We start from the raw sequence: 15,693 nt of genomic DNA, 5'->3' as shown, positions 1-15,693 counted from the left end.
CCTGCTCCCTGGAGATCCGATGATCCGCAACCCCGTCCTGCCAGGCTTCCACCCGGACCCGTCCATCCTGCGCGTCGGCGACGACTACTACCTCGCCACCTCCACGTTCGAGTGGTGCCCGGGCGTGCTCGTGCACCACTCGCGTGACCTGGTCAACTGGCGCTGCCTGGGCGGTGTCCTGACCGAGCGCAGGCTGCTCGACCTGTCCGGGGTGCCTGACTCGGGCGGTGTGTGGGCGCCTGACCTGACGTACGCGAACGGGCTGTTCCACCTGGTCTACAGCGTGATGGACACCTACGCGCACGGCTACAAGGACGTCGCCAACTACCTCGTCACCGCGCCCGCCGTCGAGGGCCCGTGGTCGGATCCGGTGCGGCTGCCCGGGCGCGGGTTCGACGCGGCGCTCTTCCACGACGACGACGGCGCGGCGTACCTGCTGAACATGGTCTTCGACTCCCGGCCAGGGGGCGGGTTCTCCGGGATCGAGCTGCAGCCCCTGGACGGGTCGGAGCCGCCGCGGTTGATCCTGGAGAACCGCAGCGTGACCGAGGGGCCGCACGTCTACCGGGTGGACGGCTGGTACTACCTGATGGTGGCCGAGGGCGGCACCGGCTACGAGCACTGCGTGAGCGTGCTGCGGTCGCGGTCGCCGGCGGGGCCGTACGAGGCCGATCCGGCCGGGCCGATGCTGACCTCGCGCGACGATCCCGGGCTGGAGCTGCAGAAGGCCGGGCACGGTTGCCTGGTGCGGACGCAGGGGGATGAGTGGTACCTGGCGCATCTGGCCGCCCGGCCGTACGGGACGCGCGGGCGGTGTGTGCTGGGCAGGGAGAGCGCGATCCAGCGGGTCGAGTGGGTGGACGGCTGGCCGCGCGTGGCCGGGGGAGTGCCTTCCGTCGAGGTGCCCGCCCCCGCCCTGCCACCGCACCCGTGGCCCGCCGCCGAGGACGGCTGGAGCACGTTGCGCCGGCACGCCTCGCCCGACTGGGTGCGGTTCGACGGCGGGCGGGTGACGGTCAGCGGCGGCCAGTCACCGTACGGGCGGCGCGCCCCCAGCCTGGTCGCCCGCCGCGTGACGGCCAGGAAGTGCGCCTTCGCGGCGGACGTGACGTTCGAGCCGGGAAGCGTGCACCAGTCCGCCGGCATCACCGCCTACTACAACTCCCGCAACTGGTACCACCTCGCGCGAACCACCGACGGCATCGTCCTGACGGGCAGCGACCGCGGCGCCCGCACCGTCCACTTCACCGCACCCGGCGGCGCGACCCGTCTCGGGCTGGAGTTCGACGGGCCGGTGCTGCGCTTCTCGTGCGACGGCCGGGAGATCCCCGTGGAGCTGGACGCCACGATCCTGTCGGACGAGCACGCCGACGAGATCATCGACGGCCGGATCCGCTCGTTCGGCTTCACCGGCGCGTTCGTCGGCCTGTGGGTGCAGGACCTGGCAGGCGAGGGCTGCCAGGCCGGCTTCGACGACATCTCCTACGAGGAGGCGGACGCGGACGCGGTGGCGGTGACGCAGGGCGGCGAGTAGGGGCGGCCCGGCAGGTACTGGGCCCACTCCGTCCGGCTGATGGACGTCCCGGAAGCCTCGCAGACGTTCGCGGTGGCCTGCTCCACGTTCAGCCCCCAGAGCTGGGTGGCGCTGCCGGACGCGGCGGCCAGCACGGTGCCGTCCGGGCCCAGCTCCACGTCACCCGACGCGCCGCGGCCCTCGAACACCGCCCAGAGCGCGGGCCGGGCGGGCGTGACGACGTCCCACACCCGGACGGTCGAGTCCTGGGAGGCGGTGACGAGCCTGCGGTCGTCGCCGCTGAAGGCGACGGCCGACACGGCGCCGGAGTGGCCGGGCAGGTCCGCGAGCTTCTTGGCGGCGGCCGGCGCGGCGACGTTCCACAGCCGGGCGGTGCCGTCGCTCGACGCGGTGGCCAGCGTCTTGCCGTCGCGGCTGAACCGCAGGTCGCGCACGCTGCCGGCGCCGGCGGAGAAGGTGGCCAGGCTGCGCGGGGCGGCCGGTTTGGCGAGGTCCCAGAGCCGTACGGACCCCGTGCCCGAGCCGGTCGCCAGCATGCGGCCGTCGGGCCGGAAGACGGCGGTGGTCACGCGCCTGTCGCTGGCGCCGACCGTGGCGAGCTGCTTGGGGCTGGACGGGGTGGCGACGTTCCACAGCAGCGTCCTGCCGTCGCGTCCCGTCGTCACCACCGTCTTCCCGTCCGGGCCGTACGCGGCCGACCGCACGCCGTCCGTGTGGCCGGTCAGCGTGCCGAGCAGCTTCGGGGTGGCGGTCTCGGAGACGTCCCAGATCTTGGCCGTCTTGTCGTCGGAGGCCGTGACGAGGCGGGTGCCCTCGGGGTTGAACGCGACCGACTGGACCTGCCCGGTGTGCCCGCTCACCGTGCCCTCGGGGGTGGCGACCGCCGGGTCGGAGACGTTCCACAGCCTGACGGTCTCGTCGTCGGAGGCGGTGGCCAGCGTGACGCCGCCCTTGGCGATGGCGACGCCGTTGACCTGCTCGGTGTGCAGGCCGAGGCGGGCGAAGGGCGAGGTGCGGGAGGTGTTGGAGACGTTCCACAGCCTGGCGACGCCGTCCACGGCGGAGGTGAGGAGGTGCTGGCCGTTCGGGCTGAACGCCACGCCCGTCACCGCGTCGGGGAAGCCGGCCAGGGTGGTGGTGCGTTCGGGCTCGCGCGGGTTCTCCACGCTCCACAGATCGACGGTGGCGTCGGCGGAGGCGCTGGCCAGGACGGCGCCGTCGGGGCTGAACACGACGTCGTCCACCGCGCCGGAGTGGCCGCTCGCGGTGCCGACCAGCTCGGTCGCGGTGATGTCCCAGACCTGTACCTTGCCCGTGGCCGAGGAGGAGGCCAGGTAGCGGCCGTTCGGCGCGAACGTCACGCTCCTGACCGCGCCCTCCGCCGAGGTGAGCGTGGCCAGGACGGCCGGCTTCGCGGGGGTGCGCACGTCGAGGAGCCTGATCGTGCCGTCGGTGGAGGCGACCGCCACGAGGCGGCCGTCGGGGCTGAAGGCGGCCCTGGTGAAGTCGGAGTCCTGCGTCACCACGGAGACCTGGGCGGCCTTGGCCGGGTCCTTGACGTTCCACAGCCGCATGGTGCCGTCGGTGGACGCGGTGGCCACCAGGTTGCCCTCCGGGCTGAACGACACCGAGCCGACCTGCTCCTTGTGGCCCTTGAGGGTGGCCAGGGCGCGCGGCTCGGCGGTGTCGGAGACCTCCCACAGCCGGGCGGTGTTGTCGGCGGAGCCGGTCGCGAGCACCTTGCCGCTCTTGCTGAACGCGACCGCGAGCACGCCTCCCGTGTGCCCCTTGACGACGCCGAGGCTCTTGGGCCGCAGGGCGTCGGTGACGTTCCACAGCCGGGCGGTGGTGTCGCCCGAGGCGGTGGCGGCCACGCGGCCGTCGGGACGGTAGGCCACGCGTTCGACGGACGCCGTGTGGCCGGTCATCCGGGCGCCCACCGGGCGGGACAGCGAGCCGAGCAGCGCGCCGCGCGCCTCGGGGGTGGCCGACAGGCGGTAGGCGGCCAGCGCGAGCTGCGAGCCGAGCGAGGTGTCCCTGGTGGTGGCGGCGACCGCGGCGAGCTGCCGGGACAGGGCCTGGTCGCGCTGGACGCCCGCCTCGCCCGCCAGGCGGGTGGCCCCGCTGGTCTGGACGAGCGCCACGACGGCGCCGGCGGCGGCCACGAGCAGGAGCAGGCTGAGGGTGGCGATGGCGCCGCGGGTGATCTGGGTGCGGCGTAGCTGCCTGCGGCGGGACGCGTCGAGGAACTCCCGCTCGACGGGCGTGATCGCGCCGTTCGCGTCGCGGGCGGCCGGCGCCCTGGGCGTTCTGGAGGCCGGGGCGCTCGCGGCGGGGAGCGCCGCCACCGCGGCCTGGGCGGTGGACAGGCGGTCGTCGGTGTAGAGGTAGGCGGAGTTCTGGCCGTCGCGCTGCCACATCTCGGCGTCCTCGGCCAGCCGCCGCCGCACGAGCAGCCCGGCCCGCGCGGTCTCGGCCCAGTTGCCGAGCCGGGGCCAGGCTCGCACGAGCGCCTCGTGGGCCAGCTCCGCCTGCTCGCCGCCGTCGGTGACCGTCAGCGTGACCAGGCGCGCGCGGACGAACTCGGCGAGCACCTGGCCCTCGACGGAGGCGGAGCCCGAGCTCAGCTCGGCGACGGGGACGCGCCGCCGCAGGGCTCCGGCCTGCGGGTCCACGTGGACCAGCGGCACCAGCAGCCCGCGCGCGACCGGCTCGGACTCCGCGCCGAGCCGCCGCAGCGTCTCCTCGCCGCTCAGCGCCACCGCGCGGGCGACGCCGCCGGCCGAGCGGTAGCCGTCCATGGTGAGCACCCCGCCGCTACGCCGTTGCCAGGTGGCCAGGAGCGCGTGCGACAGCAGGGGCAGCAGGTCGTCGGTGCCGGCCAGCGCCTGGAGGTCCTCCAGGATCAGCTCGGTGAGCCCGGCCTCGACCGAGAGCCCCGAGCCGGTGGCCGGCTCCTCGATCACGCGGCGCAGCTCGGCCGCGGACATGGGGGCGACGATCTCGGGCCGCCGCATCGTCTCCAGCAGGCCCGGGTAGGCGGCGCAGCGGCCGAAGAAGTCGCCGCGCACGGCGATCACCACGGCGGCCGATCGGGACAGCTCGACGAGCGCCTCCACGAAGCGCCGCCTGGCCGTCTCGTCGCCGCACAGCGTGAACAGCTCCTCGAACTGGTCCACGACGACGAGCGTGCGCTTGGGCAGGCCGCGCGGCGCCGCGCCGGGGTCCGACTCGATGACCGCGCGCAGCCGTTCGGGGTCGCCGCCGCCCAGCGCCGCCAGCTCGCGCGCGAGCGCGGCCACCGGCAGCGCGCCGGGAGTGAGCGTGACGCTCCTGCCGATGTCCTCCTGCAAGGCCGGAATCAGACCGGCGTGCAGCAGGGACGTCTTCCCGCACCCCGACGGCCCGGTGACGATGAGCGGGCCGCCCGCCTCGAACGCCTGCGAGCCGATGACCACCGGCGGCCCCGCCGACCTGAGCGCCTGCCTGGCCCGCGCGGCCAGCGACCTGGTCGCCTCCTCGCGGCCGAAGTACAGCCTGGCCTGGTCACGCCCGTACGCGGCCAGGCCACGGTAGGGGCTGTTCAGGTCGCCGGGCGCGCTCAGCGGCGGGCCCGAGCGCTGGGCGCTCTGGTTGCCCGGGTTGATCGCGAGTGGCGGCAGCCCCTTCAGCTCGCCCGCCTGCCGCCTGGGCCGCGGGAACCCGGCGGCGGGCAGCACGCGGGCCAGGTGGTGGTGCACGTGGTCGAGCGTGAACGCGGCGGGCCCGGCCGGGTCGCCCTCGTTCAGCAGCCGCAGCAGCGCCCCGGTGAGCGCCGTGTGCCGGACGCCGGGCAGCGCCCACGAGTTCTCGTCCTTGCTGGCCGAGGTGAGCACGTACGCGCCGCGCCAGGACGTGTCGAACGTCTGCTCCATGGCCTTGGCCGGCACCGGCCGGTTGCCGCCGGTGAAGCAGCAGTCGAGCACCACGACGACGTGCTCGGCCCGGGACGAGCCGAGGATCTGCCGTACCATCGCGTACGGCAGCGCCTGGTAGCCCGGCACCCCCTGCCCCAGGTCGACCGTCGCCCGCGTGGCCAGGTGCAGCTCGTTGTCCGGGCTGAACAGGGCGTGCCCGACGAAGTGGAACATCAGCACGCCGGTGGCCTCGCGCGCCGCCTTCTCCAGGGCCTCGCCCAGGTTGGCGGGGGTGGCCGGGTCGAGCAGCACGGTGAGCTGCTGCGGGGCCAGGCCCGCCCGCTCGACCAGGCACTGCCCGAGGTCGGTGACGGTGGCGGGCACGGCGGGCACCTGCGGCAGCCGCGACGAGGGACGGTGCGCGCCGGTGCCGGCGACCACGACCCTGGCGCCTTCCGACGCCAGCAGCAGAGGTGGATCGTTCCGCCGGGAAGGCCGCACGAGCCGGGTCCTCTCGAGCGTCGTTGAATCGTCCTCGGTCATCCGGCGCTCCGCAGGAGTGGGGGTTTCGGCAAATCAGCGTTGTTCAGGTTACGCAGATCCGCGTGGCAGCGTCGAGGCCGGATACGGCGCATTCTGCTAGAACGCGGGACACTATCTAGATAGAGATCGCCACATATGGGGGCAGATCATGACAGTGGTTTTCGTCACTGGCGGCTCGGGTTTCGTCGGCGGCCGGCTCGTCTCCCGCCTGCTGAAAGACGGCCACACGGTACGCGGCCTGGCACGCGGCGACGCCTCCGCGGCCAGGATCGAGGCCCTGGGCGCGACGCCCGTACGCGGGGACCTCGGCGACGCGGGCGCGCTGCGCGAGGCGATGGCGGGCGCCGAACTGGTCTTCCACGCCGCCGCCCGCACCACCCGCGGCGGCGGCCGCGCCAGGTTCTGGGCCGACAACGTCGAGGGAACCGCCAACGTGCTGCGGGCGGCCGGCGAGGCAGGCGTGCGGCGGCTCGTGCACGTCGGCACGGAGGCCTCGCTGATGAACGGGCGGCCCCTGGTCCGCGTGGACGAGACCGCGCCGCTGCGACCGGACTCGCGGGCCGACTACGCCGCCTCCAAGGCCGCCGCCGAGCAGCTCGTGCGCGACGCCCGCGACCTGGAGACCGTGGTGCTGCGGCCGCGGTTCGTCTGGGGCGCGGGGGACACGACCGTGCTGCCCGAGCTGGTGGCCATGGTGCGCGGCGGGCGGTTCGCCTGGATCGGCGGCGGACTGCACCACACCGACACCACGCACGTGGACAACGCCGTCGAGGGGCTGGTGCTGGCCGCCGAGCGGGGGCGTCCTGGGGAGGCGTACTTCGTCACCGACGGGCGGCCCGCCGTCTTCCGCGACTTCGTCACCGAGTTGCTCGCCACCCGCCGCGTCACCCCGCCCCGGCGGTCGCTGCCCCTGGGGGCGGCGCTGGCGCTGGCGGCGGCGGGCGAGACGCTGTGGCGCTGGCTGCCGCTGCCCGGCGCGCCGCCGCTGGACCACCTGAGCGTGTGGCTGGCCGGGATGGAGTGCACGATTGACATCGGCAAGGCCGCCGCCGAGCTGGGCTACCGGCCCGTCAGGGACCGGCGGGAAGGGATGGCGGAACTACGCGCTCAGCCGTGGAAGTAGTGGCCCGCGTCCAGGTCCGGGATGAGGCCGGGCCGCTCGGGGCGCCAGTCCAGCAGCTTGCGCGTCAGCGCGCTGGAGGCGGGCATGTCCAGCGCGAGGAACGCGCCGAGCCAGCCGAAGTGCGCGCCCGCCTCCGCCACCGGGATCGAGGACACCGGCACCCCGAGATGCCGCCCGATGACCCCGGCGACCTCGCGTACCGGCACCCCCTCCTCCGCGACGGCGTGCAGCCGCGCGCCCGCGGGCGCCTGCTCCAGAGCCAGCCGGTAGAGCGCGGCCACGTCCAGCACGTGCGCGCTCGACCAGCGGGAAGAACCGTCCCCCGGGTACGCGGAGACGCCCTTCTCCCTGGCGATGCCGATCGCCGCCGCGACGAACCCGTGGTCGCCCTCGCCGTGCACCAGCGGCAGCCGTACCAGCGAGACCCGCACCCCGCGCGGCACGAAGGACAGCGCCACCTCCTCGGCGGCGCCCCTGGGCGAGTGGGTGCCCGGCTCGTCCTCCTCCGTGCCGACGCGGCCGGGCGGCAGCAGCCCGGTGCCCGACGTGACGACGAACGGCCGGCCGGACCCCGCCAGCGCCTCGCCGAGCGCCTCGATGGCCCGCCGGTCCGTCGCGTTGGCGGCCTCGAAGTCCCCGAAGTCGTGGACGAACGCCAGGTGGATGGCGCCGTCCGCGCCGTCGGCGCCGTCGCGCAGGCTGCCGGGGTCGTCGAGGGAGCCGCGGTGCGGCACGGCCCCGACGGCCTCCAGCGCGGCAACCGCCTCGTCGCCGCGGGCGAGGCCGACGACCTGATGCCCGGCCCCGATCAGCTCACGGACGACGGCCGAACCCACGAAACCGGTCGCGCCGGTGACGAAAACACGCATGGTCGAACTCCTTCACAGTGAGCCTCCATCGTCCGCGCGGGCCGGCTCCGGCGTCCAAAGCCTGTTGTGCAACCGGCAATACGCTTCAGGCATCACCGCAGTACGCTGGCCACATGTCGGACTCCCCGGACCTCGACCTGCGGCTGGTCCGCTACTTCACGACCGTCGCGGAGCACCTGCACTTCGGCCGCGCGGCCGAGGCCCTGCACATCACGCAGCCGTCGCTGAGCCGCCAGATCCGCAGCCTGGAGCGGCAACTGGGCGCCCGCCTGCTCGACCGCACCTCGCGCGGCACGCGGCTCACCGAGGCGGGCGAGGTCTTCCTGCCTCGCGCCACGGCGCTGCTCCGCTCGGCCGCCCGGGCCGCCGCGCAGACCCGCGCCGCCGCCTGGCCCGCCCGGCTCACGGTCGGCTACACCTTCGGCGTCATCGTCACGCCCGCCGTCCGCGAGCTGCGCCGCCGGCACCCCGACGCCGACGTGCGCACCCTGCACCTGCCCTGGAAGGAGCCGCGCGCGGCCCTGCTCGACCACCGCATGGACGCCGTGGTGACCCGGCTGCCCCTCGCCACCGGCGGGCTCGACGTGACCGTCCTGTACAACGAGCCGCGCGTGGTGCTGGTCGCCATCGACCACCGCCTGGCGGGCAGGGAGTCGGTCACGCTCGACGACATCGCCGGCGAGCCGCTGCCCCGCCTGTCGGACCCCGACCCGGAGTGGGAGGCCTTCTGGCGCATCGACCCCAGGCCCGACGGCAGCCCGGCCCCCGGCGGCCCGGTCATCGAGGACATCGAGGACAAGTTCGAGCTGATCGCCACCGGGGAGGCCGTGGCCATCGCGGCGGCCGTCCCCACCATGGCCCGCTACCGCTCCGACATCGTCGCGATCCCGCTGCGCGGCGTGCAGCCGAGCCACGTCGTGCTGGCCACCCGCGCGGGCGAGCGCAACCGCCTGGTGGCGGCCTTCCGCAAGGCCGCCAGTGCGACGCTCACCAGTTGGCGGGAAGGCCCGGCGTCGTCGGAGGCAGCGGGTGGTCCGGCGGGTGGATGACGTACGCCACGCCGCCGCTGCTCGCGCTGCGCAGCCACACGTTCTCGAAGTCGGCGCGCGGATAGACGTGCCGCACGGCCGCGTTGCTCGATGAGGCGGGGTCGTTGGCGATCACGTCCCCGGTGGAGGTGAAGCCGACCACGGCCATCAGGTGGCCGTCGGTGCCGTACCCGGCGCCGGGCAGCTCGCCCTTCTTGAACGACTGCGAGGTGATCACCGGCACGCCCGCCTTGATCAGCAGCTCCAGCTCGGTCAGCGACCGCAGCCGCGTGACGAACCCGTCCACGCCGTACCGCCCCGCGTAGGCCGTGTTGAACGGCCAGTTGCCCGTGCCGTCGTAGGCGTGGTCGAAGGTGTAGCGGGCGGCGTAGTCGACCTCGGGGTCCGGGTCGGCCGGGTCCACCCACGAGGTGTCCTGCGCGCTCGGCCACCTGTCCCAGTAACCCAGCACCATGGTGGTCGAGGTGGGGCTGCACCAGGCCTCGCCGCCGCCGTTCCACTCGGGGTAGTGGCCCAGGTGCACGTTCTGGGAGCGGCGCGGCACGGCCAGCTCCGTGCCCCACGCGCCGCCGCCGGGGCTGACGGGCACGCTCTTGCGTTCCGGCACGTTCGAGCTCATCACGCCGGACGTGCGCACCCGCGGCGTCACCGCCGAGCCCGGCGCGCGGTAGAGGGTCAGGCGGAGCTGGTAGCCGCTGAGCGGCTTGCCCTCCGCCGCGACCAGCGTGTCCACGGCCACGGACGCGTCCGCGTCGCCCTGGTCCGGCACGGACGTGCGCCGGATGTCGCCCTCGGCGTACGACCAGCGGCCCAGCGAGTACCACTTGGTCAGGCCCTCCGCGTTCCTGCCCCGGGCCTCGATCTGGATCCAGCTCCCCTGCGGCACGTCCGCCGTCCACGACGCGATCAGCTCGGTGGCGCCGAACCCGATGTCCTGCTCGGGGCCGGTCCAGCGGGCGTACTCCCAGGTCTTGGTGCCCAGCGCGTCGGTGTACGTCATCGTCCCGGCGGCCTGGCCGAACGCCAGCCCGTCGCCGGCCGTCGTGCCCTCGGGGGTGCCGGAGGAGAAGTCGGCCCGCTGGTAGACGACGTCGGGCACGACCACCGGCTTCGGGCCGGAAGCGGTGTCGGTCATGGACGTGAACAGGAGCAGGGCGGACAGGACCACGGACAGCGCAGGCATGAACCCACCTTCCAGGAACGCGCTCGATGCCGCTGACACTAAGCTCGGCGGCCTCCGCAAAGCATCGGGAGATCTACGTAATCGGTCGTCTCCGCTGCTTCCATGGGGAATGACGATGTTCACGCCGTGAAATGAGATGGTGATGCGGAAATACGTGATCATGGGCGTACAGGGCAGCGGCAAGGGAACCCAGAGCGCCCTGCTCGCCGACGACCTCGACCTGGTGCACATCAGCGTCGGCGACATCTTCCGCTGGCACGTCAAGCACCACACCAAGCTCGGCGCCCAGGTGCGCCGCCTGGTGGCGGCCGGCGAGCTCGTCGGCGACGACCTCGTGGAGGACGTCGTCAAGGACCGCCTCCAGCTCCACGACTGGAACTACGGGTTCATCATCGACGGCTTCCCCCGCAACCGCCGCCAGGCGGAGTTCTTCCTGGAGAGCTACGACCTCGACGGCGTGATCCATCTCGACCTGCCCGACGACGAGGTCCGCCGCCGCGTCCTGGCCCGGCGGCTGTGCTCGCGCTGCGGCATGGACTACAACCTGATCGCGCACCGGCCGGAGGTGGAGGGGCGGTGCGACGTGTGCGGTGGTGATCTCGTCACGCGGGAGGACGACACGCCGGACGCGCTGGCGCGACGGCTGGCCGACTACCACAGCAAGATCGATCCGGTGGTGGAGTTGTTCAAGCGGAAGGAGTACGTGATGACGATCGACGCGCGGGCCGACAAGGCGACCGTGCAGCGGGCCATTCGTACCCGCTTCAACCTGCCGCCCTACCTGCCGTCGGGCGCGCGGCTATCAGGGTAAGGGCGAGCTATGCCGAGCGGGTATACCAGCGTTCTACTGGGTGCTTCGTAGGTATGACTTCCGCAATGACGACGATCAGGGTCTACAAGACCATCCGCGACCGGTTGAGCGCCATCGCCAGGGAGGTCGTGACGGCGGCAGAGGCGACGCCGAGGCCATGGCCCGCGCTCAGAAACGCGCGAAGCGGGCCATCGACCTGCCACGTGCGCGCGGCCAGCAGGTGATTCCTTCCGGGCGCGTGCTGGAACGCTGAGCTAGGGCGCCGCGGCCTCGATCTGCACCGGCTCGCCATCGCCTTCGACTGCGGCAACGTACGCACCAGCGTGTCCTTCATCATGCTGGCAGTGGCCGAACCGCGCCATCGCCCGACAGCGACGTGTCCTGGGCGGCATGGGCGACGTTGCGTATTGAACGTGGAGGGCTCCGGCTCAGACGGAGGCGGAGCAACTGGCGGAGGGGCCGCCTGGGTGGAACAGCCGGCCGATATCGCCGCCGTTCTCGCGGTCGCGGTCTCCCACCCCTGGACTGGTCCGTTCAGACCATCGATGCTGGCCGGTGGGACGCCATGATGGCGCACTTGCCGTGGCAAGTCGAACTCAAGGAGATCACACACCACGAATGAGCGCTTACAACATTGCGGCCTCTTGTCCCTGCATGACGCCAGCCAGCGGTGCTTCTCATCTTCCAGTGCGAATAGCTGTGGGCTCGATTTGGTGGTGACTTGTCACGGATGCTGGAGCTGTTTCCAGCATGATCGGCGTGTTGAGAGAGCGGCCACCTCTCTTGATGGAGTGCGGTCGGAACGGAGGCGATCATGGGTTGGTTGTTGTGCATAATCGGGATACTCGGCATCGTGGCGGATGGCGGGCACTTGAGCCTGGAGTCCGTTGTAACGCAAGCCTGGACGCTGCCGGTGATAGTGGCAGGGCTGGTCATCCTGTTGCTCAAAAGGAACGCCTTGGCATACTGGGCGGCGCTCATGGTCGGCGGAGGTTGGTTGTATCTCGCCAGCACAACCTATCTGGACACAGGAAAATGGATCGTTGATGGTGAGATTCTCGCCTTCGCTCTCGTTCTCTGTGGAATCCTGTTTTCTGCGCGGACCATCGCGGTCAACGATGTGAGAGTCTTAGAACTATGTCTGCTTGGTCTCGTGGTCTGGGGTGCACTTCTCTGGAGCCAGCAAGATGGACTCGAGTACGAAAACGTTCGTGAGCTGGTGACCCGCTATCATGAGCACTTGCCCAGGGTGAGCGAGATCGCCTTGGCATCTGCCTGCATGCTGGGGACGATATGGGTTCTACATAGGCTGCGAAGTGAGAATATCGCGATCAGAGCGCACCTGGTGATGTCTGCCGGATTGCTTTGCGTCGCAACGGAATTGGCTTGGTCCTGGGCCGCACCGTTCTGGCGCAGTCAGGTCCTTCTCATCGGAGGAGTCCTAGCAATCCTCGGGCTCGCTACGTATCTGGTCAGTTGCTTTGCGCAGAAAAGATATATGGTAGTGATTTTTGTATCCCTGCTCATCGGCATTGGCGGCATGGTCGCCCTGACCACGTGGCAAGTACGCCTGCAGGCGACAGCTCTGCATCTTGAGTTGGCTAATATATTTATGATCGGCATGATCCTGGTTGCCGCAGCCGCCATGACCACTGGATTTGTCGACGGCGTGTTCAGCACGACAGTCGACGACGACTGGATTCTTCCGTCGCTGTTTGTCAAAACGTCCATCGCGGCATGGATAGGTATCGCTGCAACGGTGCTCACTCTCGTGAGTATCGCCAAGTTCGAGATGTCATCCTTCGGCAGTGGAATGCTGACCCTGCTTGCGGCGGCAGGGTGCATGCTTTTCTTCTTGTCTTTGTGGGCGGCCGTGCTGCTCATCGCAGACATGTCGATTGCGACTGCGATCCCGGAGAATGCCGGCCTGCTTGACCTTTGGCTGACCGTCGCAATAAAGGGCCCAAGAGACTTCGGCTATGGACCTTCTCTTGCCTTTGGAGGGATTGTGCTCATCGCCGTGCTGGGCATTCTGCCTGAGTGGGGCGTCTTTCCATTCCTGCGCCTGGTGGCTGCGGCTCTCCTCATCGTGGGTCTTACAAGCATGTCCAGCTCGATCATGTGTCGCATACAAGAAGCCAATGCGGAGAAGTACGCAGCAGACCCTACCCCTCATCGTCTGGAGCACATGGCGAATCAGGTACGACTCGTACCTATTGGAGTCGCGGCCGGCGCGACTGCTGTGACATTGATGTTCGTCGTCACTGCCGACATCTGGCTGCTGATCAGGATCGTGCTTGCGTTGCTGACATCCGTGGGATTTGTAGTGGCTGCCATTCCCCTCCTGTACGCCCTTGCCGCTCCGCCGCTACGCCGGTTGGATATCACTCTCAACGATCTGAGTGACTGGTATTGGTTCGCGGGTTGGCCGACAGGCAGCGACATGCTTAAGGCCCTGCGTACGACTGATGACTCCACGACTGTGGCACGTCTGTTCGCGAACGGGAGCGCCATCGGGCTCTGTGTGGGAGTACTGTCGATAGTTTTCTCGGCTGCTTTCGAACTCTATGTCGTACTTGAAATGATCCTTGTTGGAGTTGCTGTGCTTGGTATCGCGTCCACCCTGGCTATGGGGTGGCTCATGTTCGATCGTATCTCGTTCATCGAGGCTGGCGACCTGCTCGCTCGAACACGGTCTTTCACACACAGCAAACGCTCCACTTTCCGGCTCCTCCCAGAGTTTCAGCAGGTTGGCTCAGACGATGGAGGGCCAGCTTAGGTTATCGTCAGCTTGCGTAGAAAGTCATCCAACGCTTCGTGCTCGATATGGGTGAAGCTCCCGTCCCGGCGGAGTCCCTTCACTGTCGAGATGGCCAGGTCCGTGTCCTTCAGTACGTTGGCGAGTTGGTCCACAGCAGCGATACAGGTATTTATATCGAGCCTCATGGCCCTCATCATTCGTGCCATGTGAATGCCCCACAGGTCCGCGTCCGTAAGGTGCATGTGCCAGCGCTGGTAACGCTGGAATGGTGCGTTCCAGTTGTCCTGCTTGAGTTGTTCGAGCCATTCCTGCGTACTTGACGGAAGAGTTAGTGTGCGGTGAGCCTCTTCGAGGGCCTCTGCCGAAGCGTTCACAGTCATCGTCTGCAAACCAGCGACTGCTGCGGGGACTTCGCCAAGCAGACTGAGTTGATATATCGCATTGATCTGGAAGAGCAGAGGCAAGTCCGTGTTGGTGGCTATGATGGTCAAGGCTATACGGAAGTCTTCCTTCCCCTTCTTCGCCTTGTCGGTGATCTCCTCAAGTGCGATGATTCTCGAGCGGGGCTCATTATCTGCATCGGCTACCTGAGAGTAAAGAGACATGTATGCAGGGCCGCCTGCGTCCGGCGCCTTGGCTCGCGGGTCGAACGCGTTGTTTCGTACCAAAGCGATTTCGCTGGCGGTGCCGTTGTTGACCCGCTTCGGTGCGGGATGGTTGCGTGCCCTTAGTTTCCAGTCCAGTGCCGTGTACAAGTCGTTAAGTGAGATTGTTTCTGGGCCTTCTGGTATGCCCTCCCGGAGGACTTCGATCATCACACCGGTGAACGCAGTGTATTGCTCACCGGGCGGGGCGTTGGATGTCTTATTGGCGGCTGACGATGTAAGAATGAATGCCCCTTCGATGCGGGCGGCATTGATGATCGCGTCGGCGTCGTCGTTACCGAGTACAGACGGCAGTGCAGCTCCTGAGAAGCAACAATCCAAGATGAGGACCCTTATTTGGGCGCGGCTCGTCATGATGGCCCTTTGCAGGTCACTCATGCGCAGGCCGGTATACTCCAGTTGCTTTCGGGTAGTGTCCGCAAGGGTCAGTATTAACTCACCGTCAGATGCGCGTTCCGCGTGTCCACAGTAATAGACCAGGAACATATCGCGAGCGTCGTCTCCCAGATCCGCGACCCGAGCGGTCGGCTTGTCTGCGTACCGCGGGGATATTATCTCGCATCGTTCAACGTGGAATCCGCCGTTATCGGGGTGGGTGATGGCTGCCTGTAAATCATGGAGATTTCGGCTCGCGGCAGGTATCGGGGGGAGTGTGGGATCGTCATACTCCCCGACACCCATGAGTACGGCCCGGGAATCTGAGCGGATAGGGAGTCTCATTTATTCCTCATCCAGAGACCGCCTTACCTCTCTGGCGAGCTCATTGATTCGATCAGCGCTGATCCCACGAACGCGCTGACTCGTTATTTTCACAGAGCGCTTCTGATTCTTCACCTCTACCGTTATAGCTCCGCGTAGGCTGCGCAGCCAGACCAGGATGGCGATTATCATTGGTGTCAGAGCGTCTGCACGATCGAGTACAATCTGCAGTATTTCGCTTGCCGGTCCGAGTTTCCCGGGATCCGGATGAGGCGTCTCCCATTGAATGTCCCGCCGTATGTCCTCGTCGGCCATCAGCCACTCTTTTAGCGACTGGGAATCAGCGTCACCCTCTACGTGAAGGTTGAGACTCATACTATGATCATAGTCGCGATTTCATTCGTCGTGAAGAGGTGCGACCGCAGGTGAAATGTCCGCAAATCTATGATCCCGCAGTTGTCCCACGGGACGTGGGACACGCGGTGATGCCACACGTGTTCACCTTCATTGCTGTGACTGATGGTATGGGCGTCCTTGCCCGCTCGGTGCGGACGGGGTTG

Annotated in this window: 11 protein-coding genes; 6 read left to right on the top strand and 5 right to left on the bottom strand. The window is 69.1% G+C overall.

Annotated elements, in window-relative coordinates:
- Positions 1-19: 19 nt before the first annotated feature.
- Positions 20-1,534, top strand: a complete 1,515-nt coding sequence (locus tag FXF51_RS18000) for a glycoside hydrolase family 43 protein (RefSeq protein WP_148435635.1) — start codon at positions 20-22, stop codon at positions 1,532-1,534.
- Here the strand turns inward: FXF51_RS18000 and FXF51_RS17995 are convergent.
- Entirely contained in the window at positions 1,483-5,931 is a 4,449-nt protein-coding gene (locus tag FXF51_RS17995) for a WD40 repeat domain-containing protein (protein ID WP_187414424.1), read from the bottom strand. The two genes, FXF51_RS18000 and FXF51_RS17995, sit on opposite strands and share 52 nt — an antisense overlap.
- A 190-nt stretch (positions 5,932-6,121) precedes the next feature.
- On the opposite strand from FXF51_RS17995, the gene FXF51_RS17990 reads away from it, so the two are divergent.
- The gene (locus FXF51_RS17990) at positions 6,122-7,096 is read left to right on the top strand and encodes an NAD-dependent epimerase/dehydratase family protein (RefSeq protein WP_148435633.1); all 975 of its coding nucleotides are present in this window, start codon (positions 6,122-6,124) and stop codon (positions 7,094-7,096) included.
- Here FXF51_RS17990 and FXF51_RS17985 read toward each other — a convergent pair.
- Positions 7,081-7,965, bottom strand: a complete 885-nt coding sequence (locus FXF51_RS17985; protein WP_148435632.1) for an SDR family oxidoreductase — start codon at positions 7,963-7,965, stop codon at positions 7,081-7,083. The genes FXF51_RS17990 and FXF51_RS17985 overlap by 16 nt on opposite strands.
- 113 nt (positions 7,966-8,078) lie before the next feature.
- Here FXF51_RS17985 and FXF51_RS17980 point away from each other — a divergent pair, with 113 nt between their 5' ends.
- Positions 8,079-9,014 (top strand): LysR family transcriptional regulator, encoded by a 936-nt coding sequence (locus tag FXF51_RS17980; protein ID WP_148435631.1) that lies wholly within the window; start codon positions 8,079-8,081, stop codon positions 9,012-9,014.
- Here FXF51_RS17980 and FXF51_RS17975 read toward each other — a convergent pair.
- The gene (locus FXF51_RS17975) at positions 8,953-10,197 is read right to left on the bottom strand and encodes a C39 family peptidase (protein WP_187414423.1); all 1,245 of its coding nucleotides are present in this window, start codon (positions 10,195-10,197) and stop codon (positions 8,953-8,955) included. The genes FXF51_RS17980 and FXF51_RS17975 overlap by 62 nt on opposite strands.
- A gap of 142 nt (positions 10,198-10,339) precedes the next feature.
- Between FXF51_RS17975 and FXF51_RS17970 the strand changes: the two genes are divergently transcribed.
- The 3 genes from FXF51_RS17970 (at position 10,340) to FXF51_RS17965 (ending at position 13,787) form a co-directional block, all read left to right on the top strand.
- Positions 10,340-11,008 (top strand): adenylate kinase family protein, encoded by a 669-nt coding sequence (locus FXF51_RS17970; protein ID WP_148435630.1) that lies wholly within the window; start codon positions 10,340-10,342, stop codon positions 11,006-11,008.
- A gap of 65 nt (positions 11,009-11,073) precedes the next feature.
- Complete coding sequence (locus FXF51_RS60830; protein ID WP_187414422.1) at positions 11,074-11,232, top strand: hypothetical protein; 159 nt, start codon at positions 11,074-11,076, stop codon at positions 11,230-11,232.
- A gap of 590 nt (positions 11,233-11,822) precedes the next feature.
- A complete protein-coding gene (locus FXF51_RS17965; protein WP_148435629.1) occupies positions 11,823-13,787 on the top strand; it encodes a hypothetical protein in 1,965 nt (654 codons plus the stop codon).
- On the opposite strand, the gene FXF51_RS17960 is transcribed toward FXF51_RS17965, so the two are convergent.
- Positions 13,784-15,154, bottom strand: coding sequence for a caspase, EACC1-associated type (locus FXF51_RS17960; RefSeq protein WP_222871337.1), 1,371 nt, complete (start codon positions 15,152-15,154; stop codon positions 13,784-13,786). The two genes, FXF51_RS17965 and FXF51_RS17960, sit on opposite strands and share 4 nt — an antisense overlap.
- Complete coding sequence (locus FXF51_RS17955) at positions 15,155-15,508, bottom strand: effector-associated constant component EACC1 (protein WP_148435627.1); 354 nt, start codon at positions 15,506-15,508, stop codon at positions 15,155-15,157. It lies immediately after the preceding gene.
- Positions 15,509-15,693: the final 185 nt, after the last annotated feature.

Source organism: Nonomuraea sp. PA05, assembly GCF_008086045.1.
Taxonomy (GTDB): Bacteria; Actinomycetota; Actinomycetes; order Streptosporangiales; family Streptosporangiaceae; genus Nonomuraea; species Nonomuraea monospora.
The sequence above is the reverse complement of the archived record's forward strand: the minus strand, read 5'-3'. Positions and strand labels throughout refer to the sequence as shown.

Bases quoted from the DNA above. Each gene is read 5' to 3' on its own strand.
- FXF51_RS17975 (WP_187414423.1), bottom strand. From the start codon at position 10,197: ATGCCTGCGCTGTCCGTGGTCCTGTCCGCCCTGCTCCTGTTCACGTCC.
- FXF51_RS17965 (WP_148435629.1), top strand. From the start codon at position 11,823: ATGGGTTGGTTGTTGTGCATAATCGGGATACTCGGCATCGTGGCGGAT.
- FXF51_RS17970 (WP_148435630.1), top strand. From the start codon at position 10,340: ATGCGGAAATACGTGATCATGGGCGTACAGGGCAGCGGCAAGGGAACC.
- FXF51_RS17980 (WP_148435631.1), top strand. From the start codon at position 8,079: ATGTCGGACTCCCCGGACCTCGACCTGCGGCTGGTCCGCTACTTCACG.
- FXF51_RS17955 (WP_148435627.1), bottom strand. From the start codon at position 15,508: ATGAGTCTCAACCTTCACGTAGAGGGTGACGCTGATTCCCAGTCGCTA.
- FXF51_RS17990 (WP_148435633.1), top strand. From the start codon at position 6,122: ATGACAGTGGTTTTCGTCACTGGCGGCTCGGGTTTCGTCGGCGGCCGG.
- FXF51_RS17985 (WP_148435632.1), bottom strand. From the start codon at position 7,965: ATGCGTGTTTTCGTCACCGGCGCGACCGGTTTCGTGGGTTCGGCCGTC.
- FXF51_RS17960 (WP_222871337.1), bottom strand. From the start codon at position 15,154: ATGAGACTCCCTATCCGCTCAGATTCCCGGGCCGTACTCATGGGTGTC.
- FXF51_RS60830 (WP_187414422.1), top strand. From the start codon at position 11,074: ATGACGACGATCAGGGTCTACAAGACCATCCGCGACCGGTTGAGCGCC.
- FXF51_RS18000 (WP_148435635.1), top strand. From the start codon at position 20: ATGATCCGCAACCCCGTCCTGCCAGGCTTCCACCCGGACCCGTCCATC.